This is a genomic window from Paenibacillus sp. FSL R7-0198, assembly GCF_038000415.1.
Classification (GTDB): domain Bacteria; phylum Bacillota; class Bacilli; order Paenibacillales; family Paenibacillaceae; genus Paenibacillus.
In genome coordinates this window covers 3,876,492-3,890,902 of record NZ_JBBOCB010000001.1, presented here as the reverse complement: position 1 = coordinate 3,890,902, position 14,411 = coordinate 3,876,492, and the positions used below count along the sequence as shown (strand labels likewise).

The following is a 14,411-nucleotide window of genomic DNA, read 5'->3' as shown; positions in this document are numbered from 1 at the left end:
TTCACCAACCAATCTTTATAGGATAGGCATTACGTTATGTGCGTGCACTTGAACGATAAGAATGCATGTGTCAGCCTTTATTTCTCCAGTTCCAAATGGGCTAGATTATTGACCTTACTGCTTTTTGGAATTGTACTGCTCTTCCGTTTGCAGGATGGGGAACATGATGATGTTTAATGAGATGGGAGCTTAACGTGTCTGCTGACTTTCTGCCAATAGCCACGATCTGAGCATCAGGATTCAGTTGCATAAGCTGTCTTGCGAATAACACACCATCCTCCAACTCTGCCAAAGTCGGCGTTCGATTCGTCATCCTGTTCTCAGAAGATTGATAGGGATGAAAGGGATAGATGTTCCAAAATATAAAGTCCATTGGTTTCCACCTTGCACTGGATAACACTTCGCCCCATATGATGGATGCTGTCGGTTCTGCGAATCCATACAATGCCTGACTCCGGTTAGGTTTGGCGATATTAGGCAGGCTTGTTCGGACACCCGGCTCACCTGGAAAAATCATCTGGTGATCCACCAACGAGTGATTCCCCGTAACCATTCGCTCAGACGTCAAGGGTACGCCGGAGAACCTCGCTCCTTGATATCCCACAGCTTCCGCAATAAATATGTACCGAGCCCTGCACATTCTTGGTTACAAATACCTGACCAAATGTTCCGAACGAATATTTACCGCTTCGGGGCCGATATCATAACCCGTCACATAATCTCTCCAAGGATTAATCACATTTACTGGCGAGACATATGCTTGTACCCCTGCAACAAACTCGCGGATCTGTTGCTGCGTTTGGCTCATGCTTTTTTGCCTCCTTTAGGAGATTACAGAGTATATCGGGCTTGCACCAGCTTATTTTACAAATATTATAGCATAAACAGAAAAACCACCAACCAGATTACTGGTTGATGGTTTCTTGACTCTAATGGAGGCGAGGGGAGTCGAACCCCTGTCCGAAGGTAACGACACATAAGCTTCTACGGGTGTAGTCACAGTTTTGAAGTTACCCGAGTGTCAGTAACCCACAAGAACAGGATTAGCCCAAGCAGGTATGGACTCAACACAATAGATCAAATTACTCTGTATGATTTCTGCAACAATTAAAGGCTCGTATGTATTATCAATGATGATAACCTGATCTGCGATGGCTAGAGCTGGTTTAAGGTTCTTCAATGACTCACCATATCGATAACGAATGTCTTCTTCTGCAATCCAATGTCCACCTTGTTCAACACGAGAGGCAACACGATCTATATGCATTTGAACATCTTCAAGGCCGATATAGTACACGACAATTTCGTAATTGTTTTCTTTTGCAATCTCCATATGTTTTAAAACAAATGATCCGGACAATGTCGTTTCAATAGCGAAGTTTACACCACTTTTAATGAGTGATCGGATTCTTTTTACAGCTTCCCTGCCAGCAGACAGATCAGCACTACGAGGATTCTCTGGCTTCAACTCTCTTGCAATCTGATCCGGATCAACCAGTTCACCAAGCCACGCTCTCATTTGCATGCTGAGTGTACTTTTCCCTGCTCCATTGGTGCCCGCAAACACAGTCATGACTGGTCTGATTTCACTCATGATACTCCAACTCCTGGCGTTTCCCAGTAGCGTCAAATATAATTTCGAACTTATTACCCGCAGCATCCTCACGAACGCGTTTGTTATTCTTTATATAGTAAATAGAGGCACCTGATTCTTTAGCTTGTTTCCGTGCATGTTGATTGGCTTTTTTTAAAATTTCTTGGAGCTGTTCTCGATTTTCCAGCATCTTGAGTCCCCCAATCTAAATTTATGCTTATTATATCATAAACAGAAAAACCACCAACCAGATTACTGGTTGATGGTTTCTTGACTCTAATGGAGGCGAGGGGAGTCGAACCCCTGTCCGAAGATAACGGCACATAAGCTTCTACGGGTGTAGTCACAGTTTTGATGTCACCCGAGTATCGCCCCGTAATACAATTAATACTCCTCAAAATCTTGTTCGTCAAATACCACATCCTCATTAATTCCGCGAATACTGTACTTCACCTCTTCACATAACAAAGCATCTGATTCTTCACTTGTATATTTACAAACATTAGCATCAAACAATACAAGGTTATATCCATTAGATACAGAACTTTTAAAGCTAATGCCATCAAACAGCAAATGAAAATGCATTATCTGAGGTAGGGACTGAGGATAATGTATTTACTCCTTATGCAATCCAAAATAAAAACTTCGAATTGGATTTATTAAAAAACACTACTGCTGACCCTACTGGTGATTGGACAATACAGATAGGATATCCACATATTAATCTGTATGTTAAAAATACAGGATCACAATCTTTTAGAGTGGTTCCTTTGATTGTGTAAGAAGAACTTGTCCTTTGGGTAATCCTAATCCACCATAAATAGTTACTGTATAGGCACCTGAAGGAATGAGCGGCATATGATCATTATTTATTAATTCTACTATTGCTCCTGCTGTAACGTTCTCATCAAAAATAACTGTATTCTTAATGTTGTGCTTTACCTCTACTCTAAAAGAGTGTACTCCTATATTTTTTACATTAAGTTTAATGTGTGGATACCCTATTGAAACAAAATAATCTTTCACAGGGTCTACTTGATCACCCATCAAATCCCAAGTTAGTGTTTGTGTTTCCTTAGATGTATTAGGACTGATTTCAGTAATTTCATTTTCCTCTTCAAATTTTAAATCCATATTACTTTTCCAAGCAATAGATACTCCAATAATAAGTGATATAAACAATATAATGGTGCCAGTAATGACTAAAACTTTTTTTTCACTTATTTAACATTCCTTTCAATAAAATTAACTTCTTATAGAATCGCATCAGAATTAACCCGATTGATATGACTTTATCATCCATCTCTTTCTATAAATTTATTTAAAAAAACCAATTTAAATTTATGCTTATTATATCATAAACAGAAAAACCACCAACCTGATTACTGGTTGATGGTTTCTTGACTCTAATGGAGGCGAGGGGAGTCGAACCCCTGTCCGAAGATAACGGCACATAAGCTTCTACGGGTGTAGTCACAGTTTTGATGTCACCCGAGTATCGCCCCGTAACCGGCTATACGTTGGGTCAGCCTGATTGTCTTCTTCAGCACACCACAGACTTCGTTGCGTATCTACTACTTGTTAGCCCCTACATCCGGCACATGGACGATGCAGAACGGAGCACACGCTCACATTTTCCATCGCAACCCTTAAACTGGAATCCTTATCAAAAGAAGCTTAATGTAATAAAAATCGCTAGATGATATAATGTCAGCAGACAAATAATGTTTTGTAATTGTAGATATTGGAGGACATACATGAAAGCTCTTGAATTATTCGCAGGTGCGGGAGGGCTGGCTCTCGGCACAGAAAAGGCTGGTTTTAAGCATGTAGCGGTTGCTGAGTGGGATGCGGACGCATGCTCAACTTTACGCTTAAATAGACCAAACTGGAACATAATTGAGGGTGATGTACGACATCTCACATACTCTGACTTTGGCACAGACCTTGACTTGGTTGCCGGAGGACCGCCGTGCCAACCATTTTCTTTAGGTGGGCGACATAAAGCTTGGAATGACGAAAGGGACATGTTTCCCGAAGCTATTAGAGCAGTACGCGAGACAAGACCCAAAGCCTTTCTATTTGAGAACGTACGTGGTCTAACACGCCAATCGTTTTCCACTTATATTGAATATATTGTATTGCAGTTAACTTACCCATCATTAAACCGTAAAAAACGAGAATCGTGGCAAGAACATTTGTCGCGTTTAGAACAACATCATACAGGAACTGGTGGCAATAGACCTGAATATAAGATTATTCCTCCCAGGATACTAAACGCCGCTGATTATGGAATCCCACAAAAACGGGAACGTATCTTTTTTGTCGGTTTTCGTGCGGATGTTAACGCACAATGGTCATTCCCAGAAGCTACTCACTCTCAACTTGCTTTGCAGGTTGCCAAGTGGGTTACTGGCGAGTACTGGTCTTCAAGAAATATTGTCCCTACTCAAGCAACCCCTTCAGACAAAAAAGTTGCTACTCTTTCGCAAGCATCATTCGAAAGTATATTATCTCCTTGGACAACTTTGAGAGACGCTATTAATGATTTGCCTGATCCTGTTTTGAAAACTGATATTGCAAACCATATTTACCAACCTGGAGCAAAACCCTATCCTGGACATACTGGCAGTGTTTTGGACGAGCCTTCAAAGACATTAAAGGCCGGTGCTCATGGTGTACCAGGCGGTGAGAATATGATTGCATTCCCTGACGGTACTTATCGTTATCTAACAGTGAGAGAATCAGCACGGGTACAAACCTTCCCTGATGATTATTTATTTACTGGGCCTTGGAGCGAAGCGATGAGGCAGATAGGAAATGCCGTTCCTATGGAGCTCGCAACCCAAGTAGCTAAACAGATATATGATGTTTTAAATCGAACAGAATTTGAAAAACGGCTGGTAAAAAGGTGTGTATAAACTATGCTGATACCTGGATTTGAAGAATTTGAGCTTGACCTTGAACTTGCTTTTAAAAGAGATCTTCCTCCTTTTATAGAACGTGTAGAAGCGGCTCCTCTATCGTATATAAATGTTGGTACGATACCCACTAAAAAAAATGGCGTTTATTTATTACTCCAAGATAACAGAGTTATGTATGTGGGAAAGACAGATTCAAGGGGAGGTTTTCAAGACCGCTTGAATCGTCATGCAACCCATCTTCATCATCGAAAAGGGATTGAGCCAAGCTCTGTGTTTTTTAAAGCCATTGCAATTCCAGTATTTAAAAACGCAGATCTTGAAGTAATGTTAATTGAACATTATAAAACTCTTTGGAATAACTCTGGGTTTGGCGGAAACGACCCCGGAAGACAACGTGACACTCAAGAACCGGCTAGATTTGATAAAGAGTATCCAATCGACATTGATATCCCTGTTGATTTCGTACCTATGGGTAGTTATTCTTGTATTGAGCTATTAAAGATTTTATCAATTAACCTGCCTTATACATTTCGGTACGAAAAGAAATTGTATCAGGACGAACTTACAAATATAGTCGATGTTGTTATAGAAAACATGACAGTAAGAGATTTGCTAACGTTAATTCTTACTAAGTTACCGGAAGACAGTTGGCAAGCAACCGTACTTTTGGGTAGAGTCATTGTATATCGTGAACGGCGAAAATATCCTTATCAGCAATCAATCATTCTCTCTTGATTTAAAACAGCGGTTTCTAATACCAGGGATCGCTCTTCGCTTTGTACTTCCACATTTAACCGTTATTGACCGATAAAGCAGAAAGCCCACCTTTTAAAGGCGGGCTTTCTGCTAAAACATATGGAGGCGAGGGGAGTCGAACCCCTGTCCGAAGATAACGACACATAAGCTTCTACGGGTGTAGTCACAGTTTTGGCAAATCAAATCTATTGCCTACTATAAAATAGATTAGCATAATTACCATTACTTATTTAAAAGTATCTAAAAACCATTTTGCAAGTTTTGATGTAGATTCTATTTTTAAAATCTCTTTTATTTCTTTCTCCTCACGCAATGAGTACCCTAACGACATCATATTATTTACTAATTCATTGGTTTTTCTGTTGTATATGTATACCCCACGTGTCCCTTCACCATAAAGTCTTACATTATCAAGTTCCATCTCTTTTCCACTTCCTGTACTAATTACAAAGTCAGAAGCATCAAGAGTAGAATCAAGGGGAAGAAAAACCATATCCACATAACCTATTTTGTTATCTTTATCAAGAACAACCTCACTAATTTCATAATTAAACTTCACTTTTTCTATATTTTCCTCAATTCCATGTGAAATTGTAATTGTGTTTGTTAGTACTTTCCTTATATTCTCTTCTGTACCCATATACGTCTTATAATTATTTGTGATATAACTGTAAGCAGCTAAATTTATAAATGCACTAACTAGAAAACCCCAGAAAAATCTATTCCAAAAAAACTCTTTTAATATAAAAAGGGAATAAATCTCGAATTTACTTTTTTTATGTGTTTCTTTCCTGGAAATAGTTATATGGCCCATAAGTTACTCCTTTCATCTTAGATTAATCTGCTCCAGTATACAGTAATAAAGAATAGCCTTAAAGCCTCAACTTATAAAATAAAAGAATAAGACCATTTCCATAATTTCACACACATAAAAAAGCACCCCTCAAGGTGCTTCTTCTGATACTACGTGACAGCGTACCCCACTACTAGTTAGCCCCTATCCCTGTCACATGGGCGATGCAGGGAGAAGCACGTACACAGTTTCTTAGACTTTATCAGATCTTTTAGAAATTTCGTATGTTAGTCCAACTGTGTAAGTGGTCACTTTGTCACTAACTTCTACATCTCCTTTTTCACGGGCTTCAAAAAGAGCGAAATTAGTGTACTTTAGATCCGAATGAACTCCCTCATATTTTACACCAGCATAACCAATTGAGCTACAGCATGAGCCGATATAATTTGGTAATAGATATGCTTGTTTTAAAAGGTCTGTACCTTCATTCTTTTCATTAAAGAAACCTTGGAACTCAGAATCAAAATTTCCTATGTCAAAAACTTTTAAATCCTGTGTCACTTTAAACTCAGCAATATCAATTACATCTTCATGAGACGGGTTAACCTCGTAGGGTATAGCTTGAGAATCGTTGGTTACATACAATACAGGCACTCCTATGGCATTGAATCTTCCATGTTGAGGTTTGCCAGCCGGAGGAGACCACATACCGTCTTTATTATACGCTTCTTTTGAATCCTTTTTACGAGTTCTTCCGCGATAAAGAGATGAGCCATCTACATGAATTACGGAATATTCACTGTGAGAGTGCAAGCTGAGGATATGAATATTTCTCCGACTACAGTGAAGAGTCCTTCACCGAATGGCACATCTGTGAACGAAAATGAATGGACAGCTATTGCAACTGAGCTCAACGGTTATAACTGGAGTGAATTGGTAGGATATGACCGTCTAGTGGTTATCGTCGCAGGCTTCATGAAGAGCTGGGAACAAGAAAATTTACAAGTGGATGGCGTCACAATTAATGTAGATCAGGATGCTCCGGTTATAACTGAGCTAGTAATTGCCCTATATGGGGACACCAAATATGCTCATATGAATCTGATTGAAATTATGGGAGTGATTAAAGAACAATTGCAACAAACTGAAAATTCTATAGATGTAAGTGATGCACTCGATGAAGACTTGTATTACGCTGTAGCCGATGATAATTACAATGAAGTAGTCCGTTTGTTGGATCAAGGAGCCGATCCTGCCAATTCTTCATCAATAATAGCGGCTGCTCGTAATAAAAACGTTGCTTTGATAAGTCTCTTGATTCAGTACGGTGATGATCCAGATTACTTTTTCAGAGGAGAAACCCCGTTGTCCATACTTGTTCAGGATGATGAAGTAGAGTTAGTGAGCCAATTGCTTGATCATGGAGCAAATCCTGAAATGGGAACCCCTTTATCCTCACCGCTCCAAATTGCAGTAGAATTAGGCTCAATTAACATGGTGCAGCTATTGCTAAAACACGGAGCTGACAGTAACAGGTTTATCGAAGGAGAGAAGAGTATACTTCATATTGCTGAGGAATTAGGACATACGGAAATCTATCAATTACTCAAAGAACAGGAACATTGAATATATTTTTTATGTATCACGTTACAAAATCAGACTTGAGACAATATATAGAATGTATTTAGAAAGAATGAATCACTTAATGTTAAATGTGGGTTAACAAGTTGCAATTATAGCTTTTAGCAGTGTTTTTGTAGGTCCATCGTTTTAATCCAGTGCGATGTAGATTAGTTCAAGTTCGTTGATGTGGATGAAGTAGCGGATGGGATGTAGGTATTCCTGTCCGCTATTCGATGTTTAGAACATCTTCGCCGCAAGGTTTGGTATTCGAATTCATTATTTCTCTATAGCTACGTTACAAAATTGCTACTTCGAGAATATATAGATATGTAACCGCACCAACCAGAAATTATCCACAGCTACACAATACTAAAAATCGTTAAAATCACCTTTTTTCAACCCTTATACCAATTACACAGGTAAAATGAGTTAAAAAAGACAAGAAGGCTACCAATAAGATTCGACTTAGCATCCCTCCCTCAATTAAGTAGTGAATAATTCCGCCCTCTTCCCTCAACTTCGTCCTTGTATCCAAGCAACATGCGAACCAACGTATTCGGATACTCCATCAGCTTACGGTACTCCTTTGTTGATAGATCAGGATTTCTCAACATGATTGCCTGAAGCTTGGCTATTTCTGAAACATCATAACGAGACTTGTACACCATAAATTGAGATACGTAATCGCCTACAGACAACTCTGACAGATTTTCATTGCCGTTCCATGAATACAATTTGATCTGTTTTATGAACCGATCTACGTTACTACCTTCAGACAAGAAGCGATATACCAGATCACTCTTAATCAGCGTTGTATTTGAATTTCCTATGTAACTTTGTTCCATCAGAAATACTACAATCCCCATAAACGTATCAATAATTTGAAGAGGAATAGATTCATGAGACTCTTCCGACTCAACGGATGCAATCTTATACCTTTTGCTCCGATATACGGAATGAGCATTCATCTGCTCTTTAATTTTGGAATGAAGTCGTAATGAATCATACTCATCGTTCCGGTCAATTTTAATATTCACATCTACCTGACCGCTCAAGTGCCGTGTCACCCCGTAGAACAATCTTTCGGGAATTTTGATGTAAAAAAGATTTCTCAGCTCCATCATCGTAAGATTTAGTTGCCGAGCAATGTTGTGAGCTTTGGTATTATCGACAATCAAAATATTGATATTCACATCCTGATTGATGATGTAGTGAAGAACCTTGAAATATTTCTTCAAATATTGGTCATGATTGTATTCCCTAAAATGTAGTTCGCTCTTAGTACCCATTTCTTCATACATACGTTGTATCGTCTGCGTTACGTCCGTCATTGTCTGTTCACTGCCACCATAAGCACCGTAATATGAATTCGCTTTTCCTGGCTGGTCAATTTTGTTTGCTTCATCGAAATAGATATTATATATCATTGTACACATCCTAAATAGCCAAAATGATAATGTAAGACTTGACTTTCATTCTTATACATAATATCATGATTATATATAAATAATACGGATGAGTATAGTCTTCTCCGCTTCGTTAGCTAGAGCTGACTATACTCAAAAAAAGAACCTTCTCCGCTTCGTTAGCAGAGTTGGTTTTTTGTGTTTTACACTAATTTTTCTTTGTGAGTTTGATCTTCTAAACATACTGTGTGCGTCGAACTACAGAAAGAAGAGATCTATAACATGGATACACGCTGTCACATCTCCGCCTGCGGCGAACGGAAGAAGACAAACTGGTTGATCCAATGTAAAGCCGATTATGGGACGATACTCGGGTGACAATCAAAACTGATACGTACAGAGGTACCGCCATGTACATCATCAGAGATATGTCGTATTCGACGACAGAGAAGCCCGAAGCCTTAGAGCCAGAGCGGTTTACCCCACCCCTTCGAATACGTGCAAGCAAAAACAGCCACCAAATGGTGGCTGTCACTGATACTACTAATGGAGGCGAGGGGAGTCGAACCCCTGTCCGAAGATAACGACACATAAGCTTCTACGGGTGTAGTCACAGTTTTGATGTCACCCGAGTATCGCCCCGTAACCGGCTATACGTTGGGTCAGCCTGATTGTCTTCTTCAGCACACCCCAGGCGGAGATGTGACAGCGTATCCCACTACTTGTTAGCCCCTAATCCTGTCACATGGGCGATGCAGGTTAGAAGCACGCACACAGTTTCTTAGGCTGCGAAAGCGTAGTTTGTTTGTTGTTTGCCGTTTAATAGGCTTTAGCGTTGATGAAGCGGACGCGTCCCCACTACCCGCTACCCATGCTCGAACTATCCCCGTCGAATCCATAAACGCCCCCTCAATGAAGAAGGGCTCCAGGATTAATCCGTGAATACGGAGCAAAGGTGCTGCACATCTTTTTCCTCCAAGGTAAAAAGATGCTTCTTTCAAACTCGGCATTCCTGTCTGCTACATGAGTAATCATAACACAGAACACGTCACCGAAATAGTACAGATTGCTGGAAGACATTCCAGCAGGCTGAGCACGTGTACAAAGTTATCCAATACAACAGGCTCAATCGTCTACATATTATACCGCGTCACCATTCGGAAGTAAAGTTACCCAGATCGGATTCCGAACAACGGCACCTAAGTATTTTACCCACGATACAGGCAAACTACGCAAGAGCTAATAATTTAATTCATCTCCGCGCCATATTCCATGCTCCTACTTACTCCCCTCTCCACATCATATCAATAAAATCATTCACAGCACACCTCAACAAATCTCATCTAATTACCTTCGCCAATACAAAATAAAAAAGCCCCAATCTTGTCCATTGCAGGACAAACCTTGAGACTCCTTACCTCGTAAATCGCTCTTCCTAGTTGCATCACGTTCTTATATAGCTGCTAAAATGGAGCTTCACGCCCAGCGCTCCACTTAACGCGCAACCTTCTGCTTCTCGCGCATTGCCCGTTGAATATCACGTTGTGCATCCCGCTTGGCTGCAGTCTCACGCTTATCAAACTGCTTCTTACCTTTACCCAGTCCGAGCAAAAGCTTGGCATAACCGTTACGGATATAGATTTTCAGCGGCACAATGCTGTACCCATCCTGTTTCGACAGCCCGAGCAACTTGTGAATCTGTACTTTATGCATCAACAACTTGCGTGTACGTGTCGGATCGAGCGGATTATTTCGGTTCCCTTGTTCAAAAGGACTAATATGCATATTGTGAATATGAATCTCACCGTTTCGAATCGTGGCAAATGCATCACCAATATTCGCACGGCCGTTACGAAGAGATTTGATCTCCGTTCCGGTAAGCACCATGCCCGCTTCATACGTATCTTCAATGAAGTAGTCATGGGAAGCCTTTTTATTCTGTGCGAGCACTTTACTCTGTCCATCATTCTTGCCCATGTCCTCACTCCTTCTCGTAAAATAAGCCGGTACCATGCTCTATAGCAGCGCACCCATTGTTGCACCAAGGTACCACGTGCCAGACCTTAATTGTAGCAAGTACGGCTGTTAAAATCAAGAAAGAGGCGACCTCTGCCGCCTCTCCTCATTACACCACTTCCAGACTGTGCGAAACAACACACAACGGAAAGTGACTATTTCTCCAACGCTTAACCCGGAGGAACGAATCGTAATTCTTCTCTCCAAGTTACGTTAGTTTTATTTTTTCTTTTTCCGTACAAAAGCTGCCGTGCCGTTACCAGCTGCACCTTTGCTCTTCTTCCGCTTGCGTCGTGGTGCTCCGCCTTCCTGAGTGCCACCCGGTGTTGCAGCTTCTCCGATAAATACGCCGCTCGGCGAAGTGTTCTTACGTCCACTTCCGCCTTTGCCACCTTTACCGCCGCCCTTGCCGGACTTAAAGCTTCCTTCACCGCGACCGCTGCCGCTGTTCAGGCCACTTCCTTGTCCACCAGTTGGACCACTTTCCGATCCACCCGATGTAGAGCTATAACCGCCTTTACCTGAGCCAAAACCAAAGCTTACCGCGCCTTTGCCCCGTCCAGTTGATCCGCCCGCATCACCAGCACGACGCTCACCTTTCAGTTTACCGCCGCCTTTACCAGCGTAGCCACCGGATGAGCCTGCGCCCGTACCTGCACTCGCTGCTCCGCTGCGACCGCCACGTCCACCTTTGCTGCTCTCTTCCGTTGATCGGCCACCACGGTTGCCTCCAGCACTGGCTGAGCTGCCTTTGCCGCCACGCGAACCGCTGAAACCACCTGGTCCACCCTTGCCACCGCCGCGTCCGCCGCCGCTACCAGGACGTCCACCTTTACCGCCACGTCCGCCGCCGAAGCCGCCAGGACGTTCACCGCGAGGTTTCATATCCACCATTTCAAAATCAATCGTATACTCTTCCATGCTTACACGTGCCACACGAATCTTCACTTCATCACCGATGCGGAAGACTTTCGAGGTACGTTCACCAATCAGAGCCATATGCTGATCATCAAAATGGTAATAGTCGTCCGTGAGCGCGCTCAGACGAATCAGACCTTCAACGGTGTTCTCCAGTTCAATGAACATACCGAAGCTGGTCACACTGCTGATCATGCCTTCGAACTCTTCTCCGACTTTATCAAGCATGTACTCGGCTTTTTTCATTTTCTCCGTATCCCGCTCAGCTTCTACCGCCACACGTTCACGTTCCGAAGACTGCTGTGCAATATCAGACATGCGAGCCGCCAAATACTCCTGACGATTCTCTGGCAAAGCACCATTATTTTCAATCACTTCGCGAATCACCCGGTGAATAACGAGATCGGGATAACGACGAATTGGAGACGTAAAGTGACTATAGAATTCTGCCGCGAGGCCAAAGTGACCTGACATTTCAGAATCATACTTCGCCTGTTTCATGGAACGGAGCATCATCGTACTAATCACGGTTTGTTCTTTCGTTTCTTTGATATCCTCAAGCAACGATTGAAGCGCCCGTGGATGAATCGCATTGCCACGTCCTTTGACCTGGTGTCCGAAATTCGCCGCAAAGGCGAGGAAATTTTGCAGTTTTTCCTGATCTGGATCTTCATGTACACGATAGATGAATGGAACCTTCAACCAGTGGAAGTGCTCTGCTACCGTCTCATTGGCTGCAAGCATGAACTCTTCAATGATTTGCTCCGCAATTGAACGCTCCCGTTTCACGATATCGATCGGTTTGCACTCTGCGTCCACAATGATTTTGGATTCCTCAAAATCAAAGTCAACCGCACCACGGCGCATACGCATAGCACGCAGCTTCAAGGCAATCTCTTTCATCAGATGAAAATCATCCACCAGATCCTTATAACGTTCAAGCAATTCCGGCTCTTCACCTTCAAGGATTTTACGAACGTTGGAATACGTCATCCGCTCTTTGGTTTTGATTACACTTGTGAAAATGTCATGTTTTACAACCTTCATCTGGTCGTTAAACTCCATCTCACAAGACAGGGTCAGGCGGTCTACCTGCGGGTTCAAACTACAGATACCGTTGGACAGACGCTGTGGCAGCATCGGAATAACCCGATCCACCAGATACACACTGCATCCACGGTTGTAGGCTTCTTGATCAAGCTTAGAATTCTCCTGCACATAATAGCCAACGTCGGCAATATGAACACCTAGACGGTAGTTCCCGTTAGGTAGTTTCTCTACATTTACAGCATCATCCAGATCCTTGGCATCTTCACCATCAATCGTGACAATGTTCAGTCCGCGCAGATCACGGCGACCCTGTTGTACAATCTCTTCATCCGTGATGGAGTCGGGTGCTTTCTCCGCCTCTTCTACCACCTCATCAGGGAAAGCTTCAGGCAACTGATGCTTGCGAATAACGGACAAAATATCAATACCCGGCTCATCCTTATGACCGAGAATCTCGATCACTTCACCCTCGGCTGCCGCACGGCCTTCTGGATAGCTGACGATCTTGGCTACGACCTTCTGTCCATCAACCGCCCCTGCAAAGTTGGTACGCGGGATGAAAATATCGCGATTAATCCGTTTGTCATCCGGAATAACGAAGCCGTACACCTCATGGCTTTGGAACACACCGACAACTTGTGTCACAGCACGAGTAACAATACGGACGATCTCACCCTCCAGGCGACCGCCAGAAGGGCCTTGGGACGTGACTTTAACCAATACCGTGTCACCATTCATCGCACTCTTCATATCATTGGCGTGAATGTACACATCCGGGTGCTCCCGATCCTCAGGAATGAGGAAAGCAAAACCTTTGGCGTGAGCCTGTAAACGTCCACGTACCAAATCCATGCGCTCTGGCATGCCATAGCGATTGTTGCGAGTCAGCAAAACTTTGCCGGATTCCTCCAGCGTATTCAGCATAATCAAAAAGGCTTTGAAATCAGCTGCGTCTTCAATCGCGAAGTGCTGTTCCAACTCCTGATAAGTCATCGGTTTATAAGCGGTCTCCCGCATGAAGTCGAGCAATTGTTGTTCTGTTATCATTAATATATTCACCTCGGGAAACATAAAAGTGTAATCGGATCTCATCTGTTTATGTATCGGAATTCTTACCATTTTCATGCAATCATATCACTGTCGTGAAGAGTATAGTCGCGCATCCATACTATCTCATACCCTAGTATACACGAATTCAATCCAGCCCATCCGTACCTCGCAAAAAAACCACAGTTGCCTGGCGCTCCACTAAAATCACGCTTTCACGTATCTCTACAGACATTTTATGCGATACACGTGCTGCACGCATCTGGCAAAGGACTACATCCGAA

Annotated in this window: 14 protein-coding genes and 2 other RNA genes; 3 read left to right on the top strand and 13 right to left on the bottom strand. The window is 42.4% G+C overall.

All coding sequences use genetic code 11. The features are described from left to right. Window positions 1-100: 100 nt before the first annotated feature. From MKY87_RS16855 to ssrA (MKY87_RS30755), 7 genes are all read right to left on the bottom strand, one after another. Complete coding sequence (locus MKY87_RS16855) at window positions 101-553, bottom strand: uracil-DNA glycosylase (protein ID WP_340965465.1); 453 nt, start codon at window positions 551-553, stop codon at window positions 101-103. A 93-nt stretch (window positions 554-646) separates the two neighbouring features. Continuing rightward, a complete protein-coding gene (locus MKY87_RS16850) occupies window positions 647-808 on the bottom strand; it encodes a hypothetical protein (RefSeq protein WP_340965463.1) in 162 nt (53 codons plus the stop codon). 213 nt (window positions 809-1,021) lie between these two features. Then, a complete protein-coding gene (locus MKY87_RS16845) occupies window positions 1,022-1,594 on the bottom strand; it encodes a zeta toxin family protein (RefSeq protein ID WP_340965461.1) in 573 nt (190 codons plus the stop codon). Then, window positions 1,587-1,784 carry a hypothetical protein gene (locus tag MKY87_RS16840; RefSeq protein WP_340965459.1) on the bottom strand — a complete coding sequence of 66 codons (198 nt, stop codon included), beginning with the start codon at window positions 1,782-1,784 and terminating at the stop codon, window positions 1,587-1,589. The genes MKY87_RS16845 and MKY87_RS16840 overlap by 8 nt, the downstream gene beginning before the upstream one ends. A 194-nt stretch (window positions 1,785-1,978) precedes the next feature. Continuing rightward, window positions 1,979-2,179 (bottom strand): hypothetical protein, encoded by a 201-nt coding sequence (locus MKY87_RS16835; RefSeq protein ID WP_340965458.1) that lies wholly within the window; start codon window positions 2,177-2,179, stop codon window positions 1,979-1,981. Window positions 2,180-2,350: 171 nt separating this feature from the next. Next, on the bottom strand, window positions 2,351-2,728 hold the full coding sequence (locus MKY87_RS16830) for a hypothetical protein (protein WP_340965456.1): 378 nt from the start codon (window positions 2,726-2,728) through the stop codon (window positions 2,351-2,353). 273 nt (window positions 2,729-3,001) lie between these two features. Continuing rightward, window positions 3,002-3,262: a transfer-messenger RNA gene (gene ssrA / locus MKY87_RS30755) on the bottom strand. An 89-nt stretch (window positions 3,263-3,351) separates the two neighbouring features. Between ssrA (MKY87_RS30755) and MKY87_RS16825 the strand changes: the two genes are divergently transcribed. Both MKY87_RS16825 and MKY87_RS16820 read left to right on the top strand, forming a co-directional pair. Further along, window positions 3,352-4,515 carry a DNA cytosine methyltransferase gene (locus MKY87_RS16825; protein WP_340965455.1) on the top strand — a complete coding sequence of 388 codons (1,164 nt, stop codon included), beginning with the start codon at window positions 3,352-3,354 and terminating at the stop codon, window positions 4,513-4,515. 3 nt (window positions 4,516-4,518) lie between these two features. After that, complete coding sequence (locus MKY87_RS16820) at window positions 4,519-5,253, top strand: Eco29kI family restriction endonuclease (protein WP_340965454.1); 735 nt, start codon at window positions 4,519-4,521, stop codon at window positions 5,251-5,253. A gap of 247 nt (window positions 5,254-5,500) precedes the next feature. On the opposite strand, the gene MKY87_RS16815 is transcribed toward MKY87_RS16820, so the two are convergent. Both MKY87_RS16815 and MKY87_RS16810 read right to left on the bottom strand, forming a co-directional pair. Continuing rightward, the gene (locus MKY87_RS16815) at window positions 5,501-6,088 is read right to left on the bottom strand and encodes a hypothetical protein (RefSeq protein ID WP_340965452.1); all 588 of its coding nucleotides are present in this window, start codon (window positions 6,086-6,088) and stop codon (window positions 5,501-5,503) included. A 231-nt stretch (window positions 6,089-6,319) separates the two neighbouring features. Then, window positions 6,320-6,880, bottom strand: a complete 561-nt coding sequence (locus MKY87_RS16810; protein WP_340965451.1) for an RES domain-containing protein — start codon at window positions 6,878-6,880, stop codon at window positions 6,320-6,322. Between MKY87_RS16810 and MKY87_RS16805 the strand changes: the two genes are divergently transcribed. Further along, window positions 6,869-7,693 (top strand): ankyrin repeat domain-containing protein, encoded by an 825-nt coding sequence (locus tag MKY87_RS16805; protein WP_340965449.1) that lies wholly within the window; start codon window positions 6,869-6,871, stop codon window positions 7,691-7,693. The genes MKY87_RS16810 and MKY87_RS16805 overlap by 12 nt on opposite strands. A 476-nt stretch (window positions 7,694-8,169) precedes the next feature. On the opposite strand, the gene MKY87_RS16800 is transcribed toward MKY87_RS16805, so the two are convergent. The 4 genes from MKY87_RS16800 to rnr all read right to left on the bottom strand — a co-directional run bounded on the left by MKY87_RS16800 (window position 8,170) and on the right by rnr (window position 14,127). Next, on the bottom strand, window positions 8,170-9,117 hold the full coding sequence (locus MKY87_RS16800) for a DUF3800 domain-containing protein (protein ID WP_340965448.1): 948 nt from the start codon (window positions 9,115-9,117) through the stop codon (window positions 8,170-8,172). A 523-nt stretch (window positions 9,118-9,640) separates the two neighbouring features. Further along, window positions 9,641-10,005, bottom strand: a transfer-messenger RNA (tmRNA) gene (ssrA, locus tag MKY87_RS16795). A gap of 585 nt (window positions 10,006-10,590) precedes the next feature. After that, window positions 10,591-11,073 (bottom strand): SsrA-binding protein SmpB, encoded by a 483-nt coding sequence (smpB, locus tag MKY87_RS16790; protein WP_062837738.1) that lies wholly within the window; start codon window positions 11,071-11,073, stop codon window positions 10,591-10,593. Window positions 11,074-11,331: 258 nt separating this feature from the next. Continuing rightward, window positions 11,332-14,127 carry a ribonuclease R gene (gene rnr, locus MKY87_RS16785; protein ID WP_340965447.1) on the bottom strand — a complete coding sequence of 932 codons (2,796 nt, stop codon included), beginning with the start codon at window positions 14,125-14,127 and terminating at the stop codon, window positions 11,332-11,334. Between the last annotated feature and the right edge of the window lie 284 nt (window positions 14,128-14,411).